15 protein-coding genes and 3 tRNA genes are annotated in these 21,299 nt (G+C 41.9%); 7 read left to right on the top strand and 11 right to left on the bottom strand.

Annotated features, from left to right (window positions below; all coding sequences use genetic code 11):
- The first annotated feature begins 30 nt into the window (after positions 1–30).
- From pstC to pstB, 3 genes are read left to right on the top strand one after another with little or no spacing between them, the layout of a single operon-like run.
- Positions 31–981 carry a phosphate ABC transporter permease subunit PstC gene (pstC, locus tag ICL16_RS21350; protein ID WP_190831742.1) on the top strand — a complete coding sequence of 317 codons (951 nt, stop codon included), beginning with the start codon at positions 31–33 and terminating at the stop codon, positions 979–981.
- Between the two features lie 18 nt (positions 982–999).
- Positions 1,000–1,887 carry a phosphate ABC transporter permease PstA gene (gene pstA / locus ICL16_RS21345; RefSeq protein WP_190831740.1) on the top strand — a complete coding sequence of 296 codons (888 nt, stop codon included), beginning with the start codon at positions 1,000–1,002 and terminating at the stop codon, positions 1,885–1,887.
- Positions 1,888–1,934: 47 nt separating this feature from the next.
- A complete protein-coding gene (pstB, locus tag ICL16_RS21340) occupies positions 1,935–2,747 on the top strand; it encodes a phosphate ABC transporter ATP-binding protein PstB (RefSeq protein WP_190831738.1) in 813 nt (270 codons plus the stop codon).
- Positions 2,748–3,000: 253 nt separating this feature from the next.
- On the opposite strand, the gene ICL16_RS21335 is transcribed toward pstB, so the two are convergent.
- The 4 genes from ICL16_RS21335 to ICL16_RS21320 form a co-directional block, all read right to left on the bottom strand.
- Entirely contained in the window at positions 3,001–4,173 is a 1,173-nt protein-coding gene (locus ICL16_RS21335; protein WP_190831735.1) for a site-specific integrase, read from the bottom strand.
- Between the two features lie 194 nt (positions 4,174–4,367).
- Positions 4,368–4,438: transfer RNA gene (locus ICL16_RS21330), tRNA-Gly, on the bottom strand.
- A gap of 47 nt (positions 4,439–4,485) precedes the next feature.
- Positions 4,486–5,658 (bottom strand): hypothetical protein, encoded by a 1,173-nt coding sequence (locus ICL16_RS21325; protein WP_190831726.1) that lies wholly within the window; start codon positions 5,656–5,658, stop codon positions 4,486–4,488.
- 67 nt (positions 5,659–5,725) lie between these two features.
- On the bottom strand, positions 5,726–8,647 hold the full coding sequence (locus ICL16_RS21320; RefSeq protein ID WP_190831724.1) for a response regulator: 2,922 nt from the start codon (positions 8,645–8,647) through the stop codon (positions 5,726–5,728).
- A gap of 725 nt (positions 8,648–9,372) precedes the next feature.
- Here ICL16_RS21320 and ICL16_RS21315 point away from each other — a divergent pair.
- Together ICL16_RS21315 and ICL16_RS21310 are read left to right on the top strand one after the other, a co-directional pair.
- On the top strand, positions 9,373–9,990 hold the full coding sequence (locus tag ICL16_RS21315) for a GNAT family N-acetyltransferase (protein ID WP_190831721.1): 618 nt from the start codon (positions 9,373–9,375) through the stop codon (positions 9,988–9,990).
- A 677-nt stretch (positions 9,991–10,667) separates the two neighbouring features.
- Entirely contained in the window at positions 10,668–11,222 is a 555-nt protein-coding gene (locus tag ICL16_RS21310; RefSeq protein WP_190831719.1) for a hypothetical protein, read from the top strand.
- 166 nt (positions 11,223–11,388) lie between these two features.
- Here the strand turns inward: ICL16_RS21310 and ICL16_RS21305 are convergent, their stop codons facing one another.
- From ICL16_RS21305 to gorA, 3 genes are all read right to left on the bottom strand, one after another.
- The gene (locus ICL16_RS21305) at positions 11,389–12,513 is read right to left on the bottom strand and encodes a histidinol-phosphate transaminase (RefSeq protein ID WP_190831717.1); all 1,125 of its coding nucleotides are present in this window, start codon (positions 12,511–12,513) and stop codon (positions 11,389–11,391) included.
- 153 nt (positions 12,514–12,666) lie between these two features.
- Positions 12,667–14,040, bottom strand: a complete 1,374-nt coding sequence (gene gor, locus ICL16_RS21300; RefSeq protein WP_190831715.1) for a glutathione-disulfide reductase — start codon at positions 14,038–14,040, stop codon at positions 12,667–12,669.
- Between the two features lie 123 nt (positions 14,041–14,163).
- Positions 14,164–15,510 carry a glutathione-disulfide reductase gene (gene gorA / locus ICL16_RS21295; RefSeq protein WP_190831713.1) on the bottom strand — a complete coding sequence of 449 codons (1,347 nt, stop codon included), beginning with the start codon at positions 15,508–15,510 and terminating at the stop codon, positions 14,164–14,166.
- Positions 15,511–15,947: 437 nt separating this feature from the next.
- On the opposite strand from gorA, the gene ICL16_RS21290 reads away from it, so the two are divergent.
- On the top strand, positions 15,948–17,039 hold the full coding sequence (locus ICL16_RS21290; RefSeq protein ID WP_190831710.1) for an SPFH domain-containing protein: 1,092 nt from the start codon (positions 15,948–15,950) through the stop codon (positions 17,037–17,039).
- A 170-nt stretch (positions 17,040–17,209) separates the two neighbouring features.
- Here ICL16_RS21290 and ICL16_RS21285 read toward each other — a convergent pair whose 3' ends face one another.
- The 3 genes from ICL16_RS21285 to ICL16_RS21275 all read right to left on the bottom strand — a co-directional run bounded on the left by ICL16_RS21285 (position 17,210) and on the right by ICL16_RS21275 (position 19,141).
- Complete coding sequence (locus ICL16_RS21285) at positions 17,210–18,814, bottom strand: TROVE domain-containing protein (RefSeq protein WP_190831702.1); 1,605 nt, start codon at positions 18,812–18,814, stop codon at positions 17,210–17,212.
- A 37-nt stretch (positions 18,815–18,851) separates the two neighbouring features.
- Positions 18,852–18,977 (bottom strand) — tRNA-Ile (locus ICL16_RS21280).
- 41 nt (positions 18,978–19,018) lie between these two features.
- Positions 19,019–19,141 (bottom strand) — tRNA-Cys (locus ICL16_RS21275).
- Positions 19,142–19,405: 264 nt separating this feature from the next.
- Here ICL16_RS21275 and ICL16_RS21270 point away from each other — a divergent pair.
- A complete protein-coding gene (locus ICL16_RS21270; protein WP_190831699.1) occupies positions 19,406–20,143 on the top strand; it encodes a hypothetical protein in 738 nt (245 codons plus the stop codon).
- 13 nt (positions 20,144–20,156) lie between these two features.
- On the opposite strand, the gene ICL16_RS21265 is transcribed toward ICL16_RS21270, so the two are convergent.
- Positions 20,157–21,287 (bottom strand): quinone-dependent dihydroorotate dehydrogenase, encoded by a 1,131-nt coding sequence (locus ICL16_RS21265; RefSeq protein WP_190831697.1) that lies wholly within the window; start codon positions 21,285–21,287, stop codon positions 20,157–20,159.
- Positions 21,288–21,299: the final 12 nt, after the last annotated feature.

Genomic DNA, 21,299 nt, shown 5'->3' with positions numbered 1-21,299 from the left:
CTTTTTAAGCAGTGATAGGGTTCGTCATTCATGAGTACACTAGACCAAAATAGTAGACCAACCGTAAAACCACGCTCGGAATTAGATAGAAGGCTAGATCTTGGTTTTATTTGGCTCACGAGAATTTTTGCCTTGGCGATCGCCGCCATCCTCATTTGGATTACTGTGCAAGTAGCTATTCAAGCATTACCAGCGATTACAACTTTTGGTTTGGGCTTTTTAGCAAAAAGCGCATGGAACCCAGTCAACAATGATTACGGTGTGCTACCACAAGTTTACGGAACACTAGTTAGTGCCTTGATTGGTTTGTTAATCGCTGTACCGATTGGTGTGGGTACAGCAGTTCTACTGAGTGAAAACTTGCTCCCAGCACCTGTAAGGACAGTACTAGTTTTTTTAGTAGAATTGCTAGCGGCGATTCCTAGCGTTGTTTATGGAATCTGGGCAATATTCGTTTTGATTCCCCTGATCACACCTGCGGGAAGATGGCTCAATTCTACCTTAGGCTTTTTACCAATTTTTAGCACTCCGCCCACAGGACCAGGATTGTTTCCGGCTGGAATAATTTTAGCAATCATGACATTGCCAATCATTACAGCTATCTCCCGTGATGCTTTAATTGCTGTACCGTCAGCATTACGGCAGGCAGCTGTAGGATTAGGAGCAACACGTTGGGAAACAATATTAAAGGTGATTATCCCGGCTGCGTTCTCTGGTATTGTGAGTGCTGTAATGCTGGCATTGGGTCGGGCAATGGGAGAAACAATGGCTGTAACCATGATTATTGGTAACTCCAACAACATTAGCCCTTCACTATTTGCACCATCTAACACCATTTCTTCTCTACTGGCAAACCAATTCGCGGAAGCAAGTGGTTTGCAAGTAAACTCTTTAATGTACGCCGCTTTGGTTCTGTTTGTTTTAACTCTTGGCGTCAATATTTTGGCAGAGTTAATCGTTTTGCGTGTGAAGCGAATTTAATATCTTGGTGTTCCAAACATGACAACTTTTCCCAACCAGCCGTCTCCCGTCACTCGTGGTAGTCTAGCTAAATCTCCTATGTCTGGACGCACATTGTTCAGTACAGTGATGACAGTTGTGGCATTTGTGTGCGGGATACTGGCTCTTTTACCTTTGCTGGCGGTACTTTCTTATGTAATAATTCAGGGCTTAAGCAGTTTAAGCCCGAATTTGTTTACTCAATTGCCTCCGCCACCGTTAGTACCAGGCGGGGGTATTGGTAATGCTATCCAAGGAACGCTAATTATGGTGGGACTTGGGGCTTTATTTAGCGTGCCGTTTGGAGTATTGGCAGCAATTTATTTAACAGAGTTTAGCAAAGGTAGAGATGCAAGGTTAGTAAGATTTGCTACAAACGTTCTCAGTGGAGTCCCATCAATTATCGCTGGGGTATTTGCCTATGGTATTTTAGTGGCAACAACTAAGACTTACTCGGCAGTAGCTGGGGGAGTGGCTTTAGCGATACTAATGCTACCAATTATTGTCCGTACTACTGATGAAGCGTTGCAATTAGTATCGAAGGATTTGCGCCAAGCAGCAGTGGGTTTGGGCGCAACTAATTTTCAAACAGTAGCGTTAGTCGTTCTGCCAGCAGCTCTACCTGCTATTGTCACAGGGGCTACTTTGGCGATCGCTCGTGCAGCAGGAGAGACAGCACCTCTAATCTTCACTGCTCTATTTTCTCAATTTTGGTTTTCTGGTCCTTTTACACCTACTGCTTCTCTGGCGGTTTTGGTGTATAACTTCGCTATTGCTCCTTTCAAAAATTGGCAATCACTCGCTTGGGCTGCGTCTTTAATTTTGGTGCTTCTAGTTTTGCTTACTAGCATCATTACCCGTTGGGTAATCAGTCGTAATACTCGTTAGTAAAAGCCAATTAATAATTTAATCATAGTTAGAAGAATCTTACCTTTATGACTACTAACATTCGCGAAAATAACAGAGCTAGTCAAACTGACACTGTTTTACGTGCCGAAGGTCTTAACATATACTACGGTAGTTTTTTGGCTGTACGTGATATCTGGTTAGATATCTATAGAAATAAAGTTACAGCTTTTATTGGTCCTTCTGGATGTGGTAAAAGTACTTTACTACGGTGTTATAACCGTCTCAACGATTTGATTGAGACATTCCGCGCTGAAGGAAATATTTTCTACTATGGTGAAAACCTGTATGCACCTAACATTGACCCTGTAGAGGTGCGTCGTAAAATTGGTATGGTTTTCCAAAAACCAAATCCCTTTCCCAAATCTATATATGACAATATCGCTTTTGGTCCCCGGCTGAACGGCTTTAAAGGTGATATGGATGCTTTGGTAGAACGTTCACTTAAGCAAGCAGCTTTGTGGGATGAAGTTAAAGACAAACTGCGTCAAAGTGGTTTATCTTTATCTGGTGGACAACAACAGCGCTTGTGTATTGCGCGGGCGGTTGCTACTCAGCCTGATGTAATTTTAATGGACGAACCTTGTTCTGCTCTTGACCCTAAATCTACTTTGCGGGTGGAAGAATTACTGCACGAACTTAAGGAACATTACACAATCATTATTGTTACCCATAACATGCAACAAGCTTCACGGGTATCTGATATGACTGCTTTTTTCAATGTAACTACAGAAAAAGGCGGTCGTACAGGCTACCTGGTAGAGTATGATCGTACTGAGAATATTTTTAGCAATCCTCAGCAACAATCTACTCAAGAATACGTTAGCGGTAAGTTTGGTTAAATATTATGTGTTAATTATTTGCCAAATGCATTTTTAGGGTGTGTTGGGAGTTTTCCTAATGCACCTTAATTTGTAAATTTACATGTAACTTCTACCTTAAAAGGTGATTAAAAGAGTGGCAGATGCTGCCGATCAAATCAGCCCTGATTAGAAAATTTCCGTTGGCAGTAGTGACGGTGCTAGCGCAAGTAAGTAGCACGCTTTTATTACTCTCATTTTTAAAAAAAGAATGCTTGGATATATCTAGTGTTAATTAAAATTCAGGTACAAATAATTCCCGTTTGTTTCCTGCATAGTAACGATAAATTACTTCTGGAGAATTGCCTACTAACCGAGCTACATCTTTGGCATCTAAGCCGTTTTCCAAAGCTAAAGTGATGAATGTATGTCTTGTTTGGTAAGGCTTTCGGTACTCAATTCCTAAGCCATCTAGAACTGGTTTCCAAATGTTTTTACGGAATGATTTATTATCAAGATGTCCTCCCCTATACCCAGGAAAAACTAGGGACTCTAAATCGCAGTTTTCAGATTTAATTGCCTGGAGTAAGCTTTGGAGTTTTCCATTACATGGAAACCGTCTTCTAGCCTGAGTCTTTAATCCTTCTCGAACTGTCCTACCTTTACCTGTTTCTATAATCGCTTGTTCAAAGCTGATAAATTTGAAATCCTCGCTGATGTGTTTCCATTCTAGAGCGATTGACTCACTAGGACGGCATCCAGTCATAAACATAAACTCAACGTAGGGTGCATAGTAGGAATGCTTGAAGCCAGAGCGCTTATTGCAAAAGGAATTCAGAGCGATCGCCCTGATTATATAATCTCGCTCTTCTACCGAAAACGGGAGAATGTCTTCATCTTCAGAACACTTTTGAGATTTGGGAAGTTTGATTTCACAAGCCATTCCTACAAATGGATTCTCCGAAATCAATCCTGACTTCATTGCCCAGATGCAGCAAGCATTTAAACGAACAATGAATCTTTTGCAAGAATCGATAGGAAAAGTCTTTAAAGCATAGTCTCGAATTTCGTTAGCTCTATTCAAATCATAGGTTGGTAACTTCTCTAGGTACTTGGTAAAGTGACCATAGACATGAAGCATTGTGTTATGTGAGCATTGCGGGCGTTTGTACTCAACAAATTTTTCCCACAATTCGTTCAACAGAGGCTCTTGTTTAGGCTTGAGTCCGGTAATTACTGTTAAATGCGTCTTCGGTTTGTATTTAGCAAGAGTTGGATCGAAGTCATCTGAGACGATATCTAACTCAATCTGTCTAACTTTCTCTTCAGCTAGCTCGCGATTCTCTGGTGTGTCCCCCAGTCCAACTGTTAAGTATTTTTGCTTGCCCTCATAAACTAGCCTGGGTAAACGAAGCCTCAATCTTCCTTGATAACTCTCGATTCCTACAGAACCTCTAGATTGCTTCATTTCTTGACTCACGCTCAAAACCCCTGTGACTTTGACTATGAACACTATTATTTCACCCCCAGACTATTCATAGTCAATTCATAGTCAAAATTCATAGTCAATTCATAGTTAATTCATAGTCAAAAATGCTCTTGGTAAAGCAGTAAAAACTATAAAACCCCTGAAATTAATGCTTTTCAGGGGCTTTTTTTTCAAGCGGGCGGCGGGAATCGAACCCGCATTATTAGCTTGGAAGGCTAAAGTTTTGCCACTAAACTACGCCCGCAAATTTGGTATTACATATAAAATAACACAACCTGAGAAAAAGTCAAGCTAGCGACGCTCAATTTTTATGCGCACTACCAGTTGGGCAGATTCTGATTTTATACCATTGTTAGATGCGGTGGTAAATTCCACATCTTGGAAAATTTCCTCGACATACTTTTGATATTGGCTTCTTTGCGCTTCTGGGATACTTTTTATATCTTCTGGATAAATGAATACTTTAGTGAGCTTACCAGTATTATTGTCAATGAAAAGAAAAACTCGGAAATCTTTGGGCTGAAAATCGGAATCTTGGTTGAGTGAAGGAAAATCCAATAATTTTTCCCGAATGTTTGTTTTCGGTTGAGCCGGGTTGTCTGGTAGATTCTTCAATGCACCTGGTTCTACTTCCCAAGTCGCTACCGCGATTCCTCCTCCTTCTTTATTTAATGATGTTTCCTGTCCAACTTTGACATCACCACTAGGTTGACTGGGAAGATTGTTGGGTAAATCACTAGACGGGGGTGGTTGCTGTTGTTCATCTGGGCGAGGCGAGGTATCTGTATTGGGCGGTAACGGTGAAGGCTGATTTTGCTCACTTAATGGTAATTGTTGCTGTGTTGTGTTTGTATTTTCTGTAGTTTCCGGTGTAGGCGTTGGTGATGGAGTTTGATTTTCTGTAGTTTCCGGTGTAGGCGTTGGTGATGGAGTTTGATTTTCTGGAGTTTCCGGTGTGGGGGTGGAAATTGGTTTAGTAGCGTCAGGAGTTAGGGGCGTAAGCACTTTCAATTCTGGCTTGGCGACAGGTTTGGTTTCTAGCGTGGCTATTTTTTTCTCAACTGTAATTTTTTTCGGGGGGTTAGCTTGGGTTTTAGGTTTAGAGGCTTTGACTGGTTGCGGAGGTTGCTCTTTTGTGAAAGCGATGGCGTTGTTATCTTCATCGCTAGGAGGTAATTGTGAAGCGGTGGATGAAGTTACTTGCTGTGGTGGAGATGCTTGACTCGATTGAGTTACTGGTTTTGTTGATGGTGATGAAGACGGAATCTCGACTAATTCAATGGGAACAACAGCACTTGAGTCTTGTGGTGTAGATATAAAAATGTAGGAGCGAAACAAAAAGAACAGCAACAGATGTATAGTAACTGAAGCTGTGGCTACACCAATCCATAAACCGGGTGGGTCTGTGTGTCGCCTCCATGTTTTTGCTGGAATAGGGGTTTTGTCAGCAACCGATTGCGTCATAATTGTTAATGGCTAATTGTTAATGGCTAATTGTTAAGATTATTAACTATTAACAATTAGCCATTAGCTACGATCTATGAACTACTAATTCTGGAGTTACAGCAAAAGTCAGAACTGTTTCATCTACTCCTTTAAGTTCTAGAGGACTACGTTTAATAATTTCATATTCTTGTAAATAATCTGCGACGGCAGCTGAGACGAGTATAGTACTTGGGGCTGCAGCTTGTTGTAACCGAGCGGCAATATTCACACTCGGACCGATCGCTGTATAATCAGCACGTTCGGAACTACCAAACATACCTACAACTGCTGTACCTTGGTGAATGCCACAGCGAAACTCTACGCCTGTGCGTCCGTCAGCATCAAATATACCTTGCTCTTGCCAGCGTTGGTTAAGTTTTTGTAATGAGTGTAACATAGCTCGGGCTGTATTGATGGCACGACGAACTTGTTCATTGGGCGTTAATTCTTCTGGCGCTCCAAATAAAGCTAAAATAGCGTCTCCCATAAATTTATCTACAGTGCCGCCATTATCAAACACCGCTTTAGTCATTTCTTCTAAATATTCATTCAATAACTCTGCTACTCGTCGCGATCTTAAAGTGTTTGCCAATTGAGTAAAACCGACAATATCACTAAACAAAACCGTAATCAAACGTGGTTCTGGGCGCAAATCTAACACTAAATTTCCCACTGCCGCTTTTTCCACTAAAGCCTGTGGTAAAAAGCGCTTGAGTACCGACTCCGTCAGATAAGTATTTAACTCCACCACTCGTCGTTCATTTTCCTTCAAAGCGAGAAGATTTCGTACTTCTGCAAGCAGTTCGCGATCGTTAAATGGTTTAGCTAGATATGCATCTGCACCACGCTCTGTACCTTCAATGCGAGTTTCCTCATCAACTTTTGCTGTCAGTAAAATAATTGGTGTTCCTTTCAAATCATCCTCTTTACGAATCATCCGAATCATCTCTAATCCAGATATCAAAGGCATCATCAAGTCGCTGACAATTAAGCTAGGTAAAATTGCCTTTGCTTTACGGAAACCTTCTGAACCATTACGAGCAGTTTGTACTTGATAGCCGTTATCACGTAGAATACCAGATACATAGGCGCGGAGATCGGGGTTGTCGTCTACTACGAGAATTTGGGATTTTGGCTCGTTAGGCTCCTGTCTGGGGCCGATTTTGGATTGGGAGTTGTCAGCTTCCTGCTCGGAATCCCAATTTAAATCGCTATCAACTTCTAACAGTTCTAAATCAGCCAATTCTACGCTAGCCCTAGCTGTGTTTAGTTCCAAAGGTGCTTCTAGTAACTGTTCTTTTGGTAAGTGTTTCACACCAGGAACAAGCTGCACAGTAAAGGTTGTCCCTTCACCGTACACTGATTCTACTGTGACTTGACCACCGTGGAGTTCTACTAATTCTTTGACTAAAGCCAACCCTAAACCACTACCTTCATAGGAGCGATTTTCTGAGCCTTCAGCTTGGCGGAAGCGTTCAAATAAGTGGGGTAGTTGTTCTTTAACAATGCCAATTCCAGTGTCTTGAACTTGAAGAGTACAATGATTAAGTTCCGGTCGCACTATCACCGTGATGGTGCCACCTTCTGGAGTAAATTTCATGGCATTGGACAAGAGATTATAAACTACCTTGTCAAATTTTTCTGTATCTAAATATACTAATGGACATTGATCCATCATAGTAACTAGATGCAGTCCTTTTTTCTCACAGTAAGGGCGGAACGACTCGACAATTTGGCTGACGAATTCGACTAAATCACCAGGACGGAAACTAGGCTGCATCCTGCCAGCATCAAGGCGTTGTAAATCTAGTAGTTGATTTACTAATCGCAGTAGACGCCGGGAGTTACGTAGAGCGATCGCGCTTTGGGCATAAGACAAACCCTCATGAGAAGCAACAGCTGATTCTAGAGGTCCTTGAATCAAGGTTATGGGTGTGCGAAACTCGTGTGAGATGTTTTGAAAAAATTCAGTTTTTTGTTTGTCTAATTCCAGCAAACGCTCTCGACCTTCGCGTACTTGCTCGTAAGCACGAGCTTGAGACAAAGCTAAAGCTGCCTGATCTGCCACCATCATAACTAACTGTACTTCGTCTGTTTCCCAGATGCGGGGCAATTTGCACTGGTGTAGCGCCAGCACAGCCATAAGTTCTTGTCGGCAAATCAAAGGTATCACTAAGCTAGAGCAAATGTTAGCTGTAGCGAAAGCCGCAGCCCGTTGTTGGACACGCTCATCATCACTCACATCGTTAATAACTTGAACTTCGCGGGTTTCCCATATTGTTTGCGCCAGTAAGGAATCCGGGGGGAAAGAATGATTTTTCTCCCCCTCACCCCTACTCCCACTCACCGCTACTCCTGCTTGATCTGTCTTCTGATAAATAAATCCTTCGTCAATTAACTGGTCATTTTGAAAAGGACGTAAAAGGCAAACGTCTACTTCCAGCATATGACCAACAGTATCGACAATTGTTTGCAGAATTTGCCGATAATCTAATGCGCTGCGAATTGTATTTGTCACAGTATTCAACAGCGATTCTTGACGTAAGGTACGACACAACTCACGGGTGCGAGCTTTCAAAACATTGTGGGTATCTAAGGCTTGACGTACTACCGCTTTAAGTTCCTCAGCTTCCCACGGTTTTGTGACATATTTAAATACCTTTCCAGCATTGATTGCTTCCACCAAGTCTTCGACATCAGTGTAGCCAGTTAAGATAATCCGGATAATATCTGGATATTGAGTCGCTGTCAGGCTCAAAAATTCTGTACCGCTCATCATCGGCATTCTTTGATCGGAAATGATGACCGATACATCTCCCTCTTGCGCCAGTAACTCCAGCGCCGCAGGGCCAGAACCAGCTTTTAACACCTTATATTCGCGGTAAAAGGTGCGGTAAAGCAGATCCAGGTTGTCAGGTTCGTCATCAACAACTAAAATTTTAGGTTTAGTATTTACTTGGGACTTCATGCACCGCTTTCCTGCTGCAATAGCAGTCGGATAAAGAACATTCTGATCTCTGGTGGGATTTTTTTTAGGTGAGAGCAGAGCATTTCGAGCGTAATGGTAGTTTGCCTAAATAACTGTCATTTACAGTCAAGGGCTTAAATACCTTGTGCTGACTGCCAACGAGCGATCTTTGTGCACCCCAACATGGTAGATGGTAAGTTTTAGTCTTACAAAATTGATGCAAGCTTGCCAAATCTCCCCTCACCTCCGGCAAGAACCGTTAAACTCTATATACAGCTTTCAGGGAAGTGCTAAACAATTCTACTGTTGCTGCATATTAAGTTTTCCCGTTTGAACACACTTAGCTAACACTTGCTGGTAAATTTTCTTTATGGCTCTCATGGCGAAATCAGTAATATTACACCTAGAAACTTTATGCTGAAAGTATACTATTAGACAAATAGCTATTTTCAATTTAGCAATCAAGACTATCATCCCGCTATAGTTAGCCTAGATTCCTCAAATAATTGACTATTTACACGCCTCCCTAGTCTGACAAGAAAAGTATAGTTGTAGATGTATGTAAATTGAATTAAGAATTTACGTGGTTGCTAACAAGCTCTGAGTAGGAAGCTATGGCAAACGAGAATTGCTCACTACTAGCTTAAAATTAGTTCAATCATGTTAAATGGTGTTTGAGGATATGTCTAAGATTTTTGTAGTGTCCAACCAAAACTAAATTAGCCTTGACACCCTGGTTTTTTCATCCATCTTACCCTGAACCGACAAAAGCTTTTTCCCACAAAGCTTCTAGCCGATTCCAAATTCGTCCCGCAACACTTAATGACTTGACAGATGTTGCTCAAATCATTGCCGAAAGTTTTCACTCCCAAAATGGCATGTGGGGGTGGGCTTTTCCATTACTACGCTTGGGTATCCATGAAGACTTAAGGTATCGCCTGGGAACATCAGATCCTCATCACGTTTGTTTAGTAGCTACTGACACAAGTGTAGATCAGTTAGAACACTTAGTCGGTACTGTAGAATTAGGTGTGCGTTTTAGTGACTCTTGGACACAGGTGGGCAAAAGTTTTCCTTACCTATCTAATTTAGCAATTCACCCCCAATACCGTAGGCAGGGGGCTGCCTCCCAATTGCTTGCTGCCTGTGAAAAAGTTGTCCTTTCTTGGGGATTTCAAGATTTGTACCTCCATGTTTTGGAAAATAATCATCAGGCATGGCAGCTTTATTTTAAGCTAGGTTATCGAGTGCATAAAGTCGAATCTCATTGGAATAGGTTTATTTTTAGAAGCTCACGGCAAATATTCTTGCATAAGCATATTAGCACTGACTCAATTATCTGAATATTTCTCTCCAAATTAATTTGGTTAGAGCTTGACAAATAAGCCTTCATACTTTATACCATATATCAGTTTTTCGATACTGACTTACTTTACCCATGCGGTAGGCAACCGGGTAAACAATTTTTGCTTTTTTGGCAAAATATAAAGATTTTTAACTAACACTGTTAATTTATATAACTATTTATTCTTGAATTGTATAATTATTTCGCACAACAACTAAATGTTTCATCGGGAATTTTTCTCAAGATATACTGACTAAATATATAAGAATAAAAAATACTATGTCTCATTGCTTGAAATATTTCTAATTTGTATACTACATCCTTGAAAATAATTTAATTATCGAGTGGCAAATCATTTCTAATCAAAAATCAATTATCATTATGATATCAGTAAAACTACGTCATCCAATTAGTCAAATCCTCATAATAACTTTGTATTACAAATATTCATCTTTATAAAAACTTTAAGAAAATAGAGGTTTAGTTTAGAGACAAATCCATTTAAATTTCATAAAATATGATTACTCAATTACTGCTATACGCCTATTGATTCTGATCTTAGTTAAATAGAGCAAAAAATTGTTGAAAATAAGAAAAAAAACAAATTCATTCAACAGCCAACTACCTATTTAATGAGAGACTAGTACCAAATTCAGCCCAAATTAACGCAAAAACATGGATAGCGAAAAGCGCCAACGCTATCAGACTGCTATGGTATCAACTTATTACCCTGACACCAGTTTCCTTGACTATGCTGTCATGACAAACGGAACTGAGCAATCCTATAGCTCGGATCTTCTGACAATGCTGCTCAGTGGAAAGGTTTTTATGGTCAACAGCCGCAGGCGGAATGGGTTAATATTGTTCAAACGCTATCATGCAGAGTTTGCCGGACCTGGGGCAACTGTGGGTGGTGATTATGATCGCGATTGCCAAGGAGCTTTGCCCATAGGAAACCTGTCTTTATTAACTCCTGAATCTCATGATGAGCGCCAAAAAGCTTACTTGATTAGGCGACAGTGGATTAGGTTAATTAAACAAATCACGGAAAACCCAGTTCCCCAGCAGCGTGTCCAGAAGATTCTCGATCAATTTGAACAATACTTTCCATTAGAAATGGTGGCTCAACTGCCGGATGTTACCTTTGCTCTATTAGTAGGTGTTCTACCACAAACTGTAGGGATTGTAAGACGTTTAGGTAGTGCTTTAGATGGCAGATTTGATTATTGATCTAAGTATAGTTACGTAGCAGTCCTCTTGTTTACATGAAACTTTCATTAAGACTGCTAATAACATAATGGCTAAGGTTCAGAATGATAAAAAAGCAATTAACAACAATATAAAACTATGAAATTTTGATTTTTTCATCAATCAAATAGTTTTGTCTTCATCACCACTAAAGATACAAAATTCTATTTAGCGTCCGAAGATTTTCCTCGGCTGTCCCAATAGTAATTCGTAACCCAAATTTCAAGTACCGTACAAGAGTGCCAGCAGCTTTGAGTTTTTGGTAAAGACTTTCTAAATATACTTCTGGAGATTGAAGATTATTTTTCCCACGTATATAAATAAAATTAGCCGCACTTGGACAAATTTGTAAGTCTGGATGTTGGGACAAAGCCTGCATAAGTTTAGTACGTTCAGCTAGGGTGTCAGGAATAGACTCTAGCAATAAGCAGCGGTTTTGCAAAGCAATTAAGGCAGCTGCTAATGAGAGACTAGGAAGATTGTAAGGTAAACGAACTTTTTCTACGACCGAAATTAATTCAGGATGAGCAACACAATAGCCAACTCGATGCGCTGCTAACCGAAAAGCTTTAGAAAATGTACGTAGTACTACCCAGTTGGGATGCTGTGATAACTCACCAACCAAAGTATTTTGGCTAAATTCAAAGTAAGCTTCATCAATCACGACTAAAATCTGTTCTGGTAAACTTCTTAACCATTCCAACTCTTTGATTGTTAAAGCATTACCAGTAGGAGAATTAGGATGAACTACGAAAACCGCACGCACGAATTGATTTTGGGTTGACTCCACCGCTTTAGCAGCCGCAAGTAAATCAATTTCAAAATTCTCATCATTTCTACCCACAGTCACTACGGGAATACCCAGAGTTTGTGCCAAAATTGAGTACATAGAGAAAGTGGGAGAAGCCACAAGAACAGAGCCAGAACCTAAACAGCTGGCAATTAATAATGAGCGGATGAGTTCATCTGAACCATTACCAACAGAAATATGGGCTTGGGTAAACAAAGATGGCGACAACTGCGCTGACTCATTAACATACTGAGCGATCGCACTTCTAAGTGTTTCATGTCCACCATCCGGGTAACGATTCGTTTCCATGACTTGCTGATATGCGTCAGCCAACTTTTCTTTTAACTCACTGGGCAAATCATAAGGACTTTCATTTGTATCCAGACGATCAAGCTGAGTTGGGACTGGTTGGGCACAATCGCTCTCTGGGTGAGATTGATAAGCAGAAAATTGAGCTAAGTCCGAGCGAATAAATGGCAGCATAGGGAATCGTACAGACGCTTCGGCGGGGCGTCTGTACAGAATTGGTACAGATAATAGATTATCACTTCATCATGTTGTCCATGCAAGATGATAGTGGGGATGGTACGTTGCAACACTTCTTCTTTGTATTGCCTCGCGTCTGTCACGATCTTACTAGCGCATGGTGACAAATTCTTCTGCAGCTGAAGGATGAACACCAACAGTGGCGTCGAAATCTTTTTTGGTAGCGCCCATATTAACTGCGATCGCCACACCTTGAATAATTTCCGCCGCACTTTCTCCCACCATGTGAGCGCCCAAAACCTTGTCTGTTTTAGCATCCACCACCAACTTCATCATGGTCTTTTCTGGAGCACCAGTCAAACTGTGGAACAAAGGACGGAACCGGGTGCGATAGATTTTCACATCCTCACCCAATTTTTCTCTGGCTTGGGCTTCAGTTAAACCTACTGTAGAAGCTTCAGGAGTAGAAAACACGGCTGTGGGTACATTTTCGTGACTTAATACACGACGGTTATTCCCGAATTCACTATCAGCAAAAGCACGACCTTCACCAATCGCTACAGGAGTCAAATTCATTCTATCCGTAACATCACCTACAGCGTAGATATTTGGTTGAGAAGTTTGACTATATTCATTGACAGCGATCGCTGGCGTAATACTATACCCTAGCCCTTCTACTGAACTAGCGATTAAATCAACACCGGCATTTTCCAAACCCAATCCGTCTACATACGGTGCTCGACCAGTCGCTACCAAAAATACATCGGCAATTACTGGTTCTTCATCTTTTGACAAAGTAAGCTTTAACCCCTCAGGTACACGCTCAACTGCTGTCACCAGTTGATTTTGAATTATCCGGATACCGTGGTTGATCATGCCATCTTGAATTTCGGTACGGATATCGTCATCAAAACCTTTCAAAATCAGATCTTTACGTAGAATCTGAGTTACCTCACTACCCAAACCGCGCATGATACAGGCAAATTCCGTACCAATATAGCCAGCACCAATAATCGCGATATGCTTTGGTTGCTCTTTGAGGTGAAACATTTCGTTAGAAGTGATAGCATATTCCATGCCAGGAATATCTGGCTTAATCGGACGTCCCCCAACAGCAATCAAAATTTTGTCGGCTGTAACTTTGCGTCCATCTACCTCTACAGTATGTGGATCTACCAGAGTAGCGCGAGTGGGAATTAGTTCTACTCCAGCTTTTTCGAGAAAGTTAATATGTAGCCCAGAAAGACGCCGAACTTCCTTATCAATAACTGTAATGAAATGCTCCCAATCCAATTCGGCGTTACCAACCTTCCAGCCATAGCCCGCCGCATCATGAAACAATGCGGGAAAATGAGAGCCATAAACCATCAGTTTTTTGGGAACGCAGCCGCGAATCACACAAGTGCCACCGACTAAATCTTGTTCAGCGATCGCTACTTTTGCCCCATAACTTGCCGCACGTTTGGAAGCCGCCAATCCTCCAGAACCAGCACCGATAACAAACAAGTCGTAATCATAAGTCATAAATTCCAATTCCTTCTCAAACAAGAAAAAAGAAACCCGGTTTCTCCTAAATACCATCAAGAAACCAAGTTTCTAGCATGTGGTAATACAGGAGTATTCAAGTACAATTAATCAAGGTCTTGCTTACTCAAACAAATGGAATTCTTCTCCTGAAGTGGGATGAATGCCAAGCGTTTCATCTAGATCCTGCTTGGTAATGCCCTTGCGGATCGCAACAGCAAGACTTTGAATAATATCCGCTGCATTTTCACCCACCATGTGAGCACCTAAAACACGTTCAGATTCACCTTCAACCACTAACTTAATCGTAGCTTGTTGCTCATCTTGGGTGAGCTGCAACAACAAAGGTTGGAAGCGATCGCGGTAGCATTTTACAGATTCACCAAATTTTTCTTTTGCTTTTGCCTCTGACATTCCTACACTAGCCGCTTCTGGACGGGCAAAAACAGCAGATGGCACATAATCATAACTAACTTTTTGCTGCTTTTTGCCAAAAACTGTATCGGCAAAAGCAATGGCTTCTGCCTTAGCAACTGGTGTCAATTGCATTCGGTTGGTGCAATCACCCACAGCAAAAATATTTTCCTGGGTTGTACGACTGTATTCATCTACTTTGATTTCGCCTTTTTCGCCCAGGGATACTCCAACTTTTTCCAAACCCAAATTTTTTGTGTTAGGGGCGCGTCCTGTAGCAACGAGGATAGTATCTGCTGTAATGATTTTTTCCGATTTGTCAGAAATGGTCAACAGTAAACACTCTTCTGAGAATTTGATTTCTTTAGCCGTACTGTTGCCAATAAACTTAACTCCCCGTTTGCTCAAACCTTCTTGAACACATGAGCGGATGTCATCATCAAATCCTGATAAAATCATTTCATCTCGATCAATCAGCGTGACTTCACAGCCCAAAGCGTTCATCATGCTAGAAAATTCTACGCCAATGTAACCACCGCCAATAATTGCCAAGCGTTTGGGCAGGTAGGGTAGGTCAAACATCTGCCGGGAAGAGATGGAGAATTCTATACCTGGGATTTCAGGTTTGAGCGGGTGTCCACCCACAGCAATGAGAATTTTATCAGCTGTAACTTTGCGTCCATGTATCTCAATGGTATGCGGATCGACAAAAGTAGCTTTACTGGGAATTAACTCAACACCAGCTTTTTGCAACTGATCGAGATAGGAACCGTGAATGTTTTCAATTTCTTGATGTACGGACTTGATAAATTTCGTCCAGTCAAAGTGCCTTTTGCAGTCACTCCAACCGTAGCTGTGCGCTAGTTGATCTTGCAGGGCAACGTCAGCAGCATGGACGATGAATTTTTTCGGTGTGCAACCGCGATTTACACAAGTACCACCCAGGGCTTCTTGTTCTGCGATCGCTACACGAGCGCCGTAGCTGGCTGCTTTTTTAGCTGCTGCTAGTCCCCCAGGACCAGCACCAATGACAAACAGGTCGTAATCGAATGCCATGATTTACGTTCGGTCGGGAAGTGCAAAGAGTGTATTTTTTCTTATATCTTTACAATTCTCAGCTAAATTGGCATCTATCTTTACTTTGATTTTTCTTACTGCTGGTTATCTATCAACTAAAGAAAAACCTTGCAATATTTCCCACCTCGGCTTTTTATCAGGTAAGCGAATCCATCTTTTTTTTGCCATAAGTAATCCGACAGAATTAATTACACAAACTTTTTTCTGACTCCTGACTCCTGCCTGAACGAATGAATTTAATTTTGTCCAACTACTTATAAATTACTGAGAAAAGTTACCATCAAGATTATTACGATATCATCTTTTGGGAGCTAGACTACAGATCCTAAGCCTGTACACGCAACCTATGGATTCTTTGCTACTCTTAAAATAAACACGATACGACCATAGTCAACTACTTTTCTGGGTAAATTCTCATGTCCACCAATTCTCCTCCTTTGATCCAAACGTTAACCCCGGATCGCTGGGCGGGGTGGAGCATGGATTTTATTGAGGCAGGTTATACTGGTTTATTAATCAAAAATGGTCGTCTGGTGCGTAGATGGGAACCTGGGCGTCATTTCAGCTTTGCCCTTCCCCTACTGGAGCAATGTCAACTAGTACTGGTAGATACGAAGATTCGCCATGTAGAAATTGTTTCTCATGGGGATTTTTTATGTAAAGACCAATTTCTGATTAATGTTTCCCTAAACGTAATGTATCAGGTAGTGGATGCCAAGCGAGTTGCTTTGGAATTATCCGATCCTCTTAATGCCCTGACAAGTGCTGTTAAAGACACTCTAGGGGCGGTAGTTAGTCAGCTACGTGTCGAACAGTTGACAAATCAAGGTAGAGCGTTAGTCCGGCAATACATTCTTAATAATACAGATGTTTCTTATTCTATTGGCTTTGCTTTAGAAGATGTACGGGTGAATGACATCAGCTTTCCCCAAACTTCTGGGATAATTCGTCAAGTTGAAGGTTTGAGCGCTCGACAACAAGCCGAATACGAAGCAGCACTCAAGGTACAGATTGCTCAAGCAGGAAGACCAGATATATTACCACAACCTGTGCAACAAGTCAATATTGTGTCAGGTAGTAACCCTAATGTCCCCAACCCTGTGCTTGGCGCTAACGAAGACGCTACTAACGTTGTCATTGAAGGAACACCTCAACGCGATCGCCGAACACTTGCGCCAACAGTATTAGATCCGAATTCAGGCGACTCTGGGATTGCACGGTTGGTGAACCATTCCACAGGAGCGATCGCAATTTTGTCAGCTAGCCCCTTTACAATTGGACGCGAACCCACTAACACCCTCATCCTCGACGATGCCTTGAGTTCGCGTTATCATGCCAGAATTAATCAGGTACATGATACTGAAGGTACACGTTACCAGTTAATTGATGTAGGCAGTTCCAATGGCACTTTTTTAGGTGGACAAAAGCTTGTAGCTAATCAACCTGTCTGGCTTTCTCCGGGAAATGTCATTAGGATTGGTAGTCAAACTTGGACTTTTGAAGCTTAGTTTAAATCAGAGGCAGAGCCTCTGTGTAGGCATTCCCAGGCTCCTGCCTGGGAACGAGAGACTAAGCCTGGGAACGAGATCCACGAGATCTTAAGGATAACTAGTCATCTTTAGATGACTTTAGCTATTAGCCATAGGTTAAAACCTATGGCTATGGCGGGTGATGATACCTACAGTTCACCTGTAGCCAACATCTGAATGATGCGGGGTGTTCCCGGATCGAATCCACCTAAATCCCAAGACAGGGGGTCTTTCGGATCTACTAAGGTAATCTGGTAAGGTGCAAGGGTGAGATAAACTGCCTTGACATTGGGATTAATTTTTTGCCGATATTGGGCTAGCGCTTGACTTGGATGCTTGTACCCAGCCCATGACTCACTGTCAGTCCAAAAGCAAACTACATCAGCCTTGAACTTATTCTTAATCATCCAGTCGTAAGCCACAGACGCATCTGTACCACCAAAGTTTTGGTTGCTAGCTTTGCGAATAGCTGAACTAAAACTATCTATATTCGTGATACCTAAGTCACGGAAGTCTGTAGCAAAGCCGCGAATCATGTAGTTCTTCTCAGCCTTTGCTGTTACCAATGCCATTGTTGTGGCAATTTCACAGCAACTCAGTGCCACTGACTCCACAGTGCAGTAAGACATAGAACCAGAAACATCTACGGCGTGCATGAACACTTTGCCTGTGGGTTCCACCACATCAAAAGACAGTTCAACTGCCTTTTCTAAAATGTCCACAATCCGACTAACTGGATTCCAAGTCTTCTGACTACGTCCTAATTTTCCACCAGATTGATAAGTTTTGAGTGCTTTCAATACATCAATGGGATGGATACGTCCTTTACGTAGATAATCTTTGTTGTTAAGAACTGCTTCAATGCGATGCAAATTAGTAGGTTCATCAGCACTTAAAACACCCAGTTCAGTTAGTGAACCCAGGTTACGCAGCAATGCACCAATTGGCATTTCGTTAAACAGCAACTGCCAAGCTGCTTGATCCATTTTTGCCACAGGTGCCGCCATTTCATGAGTTAGGCGTCCTTGTAGTATGGCTTCATGTGTTTTTTCTGGATTACGCTTGAGCCATTCGTACCACCAAATTTGGGCTAGAGCAGGAGAGGGAATTTCTGCTGGCAATGCTTCCCAGCCTTTGACTACCCACTCAAACAACTGTTGATGATCTTGTGTTGGTGGTTTGACATGGAACAACCGCAAAGCGTCACGACTTGAGAAGTCATGGCGTTGCTGGTACTTGAGCAACTGGTAAGCTAAACCTTTAACATCTTCGCGTAAAAACCAATTTTTACCAGCTTCGCGCACAACTTTACCAAATCCCCGCATGGACTTGGTGTAGCTGAGCCATTCATAGAAATGACTACCTGTACGCACAACTTGGGGGAAGATTTCCGCAAATGCCTTTTTGGCTTCAGGTGCTTCACCCATTGACAGCAATACTAAAGCAAGGATAGGCGCACTGTTGTTGATGGAGCGTCCATCGCTAGCGTAAAGGATTTCTTCGGCAACACGCTCTGGGTTTTCGGCGATCGCCTGCCTGATAACTGTGACAAAATCCTCTGTTAATTCATGTTTGCCAGCATAGTAAGTGCTTTTTGCCGTACCAATTAGCAAACAGCGCCGCAGCATTTTCCAAACACCCGCATCGAACATCCAACCTTGGGATCTACCCTGAATCATTTCCGATTCCCGTCCAGGGATAGGCTGAGTTTGGGGTGTAGCTGTGTTTTTTTGGGTGAAAAATTTGTAATTCATCGCTTTGTCTCCCAGCCCTTGCAGGCAAAAATGGAAGGTGGCGGAGCGGGATTTGAACCCGCGACCCTCCCGATTATGAGTCGATAACCCTCATTCTTCGGTCTTTTCAGACAAGGGGTGAACAAGGATGTTTTTGGCGCTCTATCCACTGAGCTATCCGCCACATGGAATTTTGGATTTTGGATTTTATTTAAATTAATAGGTGTAGTGGGGCGGGATTTGAACCCGCGACCTCTCGATCCCAAATCGATAACCCTCATTCTTCGTCCTTTGCAGGCAAGGGTTGAACAAGGATGTTTAAGCGCTCTACCACTGAGCTACCCACCACAGGAATTTGTAGCTTGTATTATTAATGTAGTATATGTATTACCAAGTGTCAAGTAGGTTGAGAAAAATTTTTTGGTTGCTTCAGTTAAGGGTATTTAAGCGAGGAGAAACCCGGTTTCTTCAAGAAACCGGGTTTCTAGCGCATTTTTCCATAGAGCGTTTGCCAGGAAAAAATTTGGGCAAATAGACAAAAGCTACAAACAAATGTCCCAATTTTTGCCAAGATAATATTATTTTCCAATAAATCACTTGGGCAAAAATCGCATGAGTGAAAAAACAATAGAAAGCTATGGCAAAGGTTTTCTCGTTCTACTTTTGCCAATCTCGTTTTTGATTATTTTCCTGGTTGCTACTTGGCGGATTTGGCTAGCGTCAATTTTGCTAGTCTTGGCTTTTAACATTTGGCAGCAATATCAATGGCAAAAGTGGTGTCGTGCCGTTAACCCGACTTTCCATCAACTAATTCGGGAAAACCAAGGCAGGATTACGCCAATGGATTTGGCAATCAAGGGCAATTTTACGGGAGAGAGGGCAAAACGGTATCTCGACACTAAAGCAGTAGAGTTTGGTGCCCGTTCCCTTGATTCAGAAGATGGAAGCTCAGTTTACTACTTTCTTACTGCTAGTACTCTAGGCAGCATACTTGACAGTAGTGAGCCACCAAAAGAACTTATGTCTCATTCTGTTCCTACGAATGCCTTGCCACTTCTAGCTCCACCTCCCAAACAAGAGCCAGATCCAGAAACTGAAACTGAATTACCAACACACTCAACCCAACAGGAGGTAAAACTACCTCTGGAGAAACAGTTAATGTTTGGTTCTCTGATTCAATCCGAGCTTGCCAAACGCTTAAATGTTTATTCCAGTACAGTATACAAAAGGCGAGATGACCCAGATTTTCCTGAATGGAGCCGCAATAAAGATCCAGATGGTATTGCTTGGAAATACTCCCGACAAACAAAGGAGTTTTTCCCACTTGAAGAAGCTGAAAGTAAAAAGTAAATAGAAATTTCTTTTAACTTTTTACTTGTTTGCCTACAGCTTCAGAAATAGAACTTAATCCGTTTTGTTTTAATAGAACCAGTAAACCCTCAAGAATACGGCGTACCATCAGTGGACCTTCGTAAATCCAACCAGTGTAAACTTGGATCAAGCTTGCACCTGCAGTAATTTTCTCCCATGCATCACGAGGAGTAAAAATACCACCAACGCCAATGATTGGCATTTGCCCTTGAGTTTTCTGCCAAATAAAGCGAATTACTTCGGTGGAGCGATCGCGTAATGGCTCACCACTTATACCACCTGCTTCTTCCTTGACAGATTTACCAGTTTGTGGTAAAGTACGAGTATTAAGTTCATCCCGGCGGATAGTGGTGTTAGTGGCAATAATTCCAGCCAATTGATAATTTGTAGCCAGGGAGATAATTTCCGCGATCGCTTCCCATTCCAAATCGGGTGCTATCTTGACAAACAAAGGTTTTTGTGCAGTATTTTCCTGTTGCAAGGCAGACAAAATCGAACCGAGCATCGCGGCATTTTGAAGCGATCGCAATCCAGGCGTATTCGGGGAAGATACATTAACGACAAAATAGTCACCACAATTCTTAAGCAGGCGAAAACTTTCCAGATAATCTTCAAAAGCAAGTTCCAGTGGCGTAACTTTTGACTTACCTAAATTTATACCTATAGGTATTGACATTAACTCCTGGTTAAGTTTTGTTAAATGAGCCGCCATTGCTTGCGCACCACAATTATTAAAACCCATACGGTTGAGGGCTGCTCGATCCAAAGGTAAGCGAAACAATCGAGGCGGCGGATTCCCTGGTTGTGCATGAAAAGTTACAGTTCCCACCTCCGCAAAGCCAAAACCAAGATTTGACCAAATTGAAGTAGCTAAACCATCCTTATCAAACCCAGCCGCCAAACCTACAGGATTGGGAAAGTGTAACCCAAACAAATTTTGTTTCAGACGCTCATCATCAAGACACAAAGACTGCACCAAACGATTCTTCACCCAGCTAGTAGTTGGGCTGACGCTATTTCCTAACCAGCTTAAACTGCGAATCGTTGAAGAGTGCAGCCACTCTGGATCTGCCTTTACCACATTAAACAAAAGCGGACGAAGAAAAACTTGATAAATATCCAATTTAGCTTTACC

This window comes from Iningainema tapete BLCC-T55 (genome assembly GCF_014698965.1).
GTDB lineage: Bacteria > Cyanobacteriota > Cyanobacteriia > Cyanobacteriales > Nostocaceae > Iningainema > Iningainema tapete.
This window is presented reverse-complemented; position numbering and strand designations above follow the sequence as displayed.

Excerpts from the sequence above, each read along its gene's own strand:
- pstC (WP_190831742.1), top strand. The coding sequence starts at position 31 with ATGAGTACACTAGACCAAAATAGTAGACCAACCGTAAAACCACGCTCG.
- pstA (WP_190831740.1), top strand. The coding sequence starts at position 1,000 with ATGACAACTTTTCCCAACCAGCCGTCTCCCGTCACTCGTGGTAGTCTA.
- pstB (WP_190831738.1), top strand. The coding sequence starts at position 1,935 with ATGACTACTAACATTCGCGAAAATAACAGAGCTAGTCAAACTGACACT.
- ICL16_RS21335 (WP_190831735.1), bottom strand. The coding sequence starts at position 4,173 with ATGAAGCAATCTAGAGGTTCTGTAGGAATCGAGAGTTATCAAGGAAGA.
- ICL16_RS21325 (WP_190831726.1), bottom strand. The coding sequence starts at position 5,658 with ATGACGCAATCGGTTGCTGACAAAACCCCTATTCCAGCAAAAACATGG.
- ICL16_RS21320 (WP_190831724.1), bottom strand. The coding sequence starts at position 8,647 with ATGAAGTCCCAAGTAAATACTAAACCTAAAATTTTAGTTGTTGATGAC.
- ICL16_RS21310 (WP_190831719.1), top strand. The coding sequence starts at position 10,668 with ATGGATAGCGAAAAGCGCCAACGCTATCAGACTGCTATGGTATCAACT.
- ICL16_RS21305 (WP_190831717.1), bottom strand. The coding sequence starts at position 12,513 with ATGCTGCCATTTATTCGCTCGGACTTAGCTCAATTTTCTGCTTATCAA.
- gor (WP_190831715.1), bottom strand. The coding sequence starts at position 14,040 with ATGACTTATGATTACGACTTGTTTGTTATCGGTGCTGGTTCTGGAGGA.
- gorA (WP_190831713.1), bottom strand. The coding sequence starts at position 15,510 with ATGGCATTCGATTACGACCTGTTTGTCATTGGTGCTGGTCCTGGGGGA.
- ICL16_RS21290 (WP_190831710.1), top strand. The coding sequence starts at position 15,948 with ATGTCCACCAATTCTCCTCCTTTGATCCAAACGTTAACCCCGGATCGC.
- ICL16_RS21285 (WP_190831702.1), bottom strand. The coding sequence starts at position 18,814 with ATGAATTACAAATTTTTCACCCAAAAAAACACAGCTACACCCCAAACT.
- ICL16_RS21270 (WP_190831699.1), top strand. The coding sequence starts at position 19,406 with ATGAGTGAAAAAACAATAGAAAGCTATGGCAAAGGTTTTCTCGTTCTA.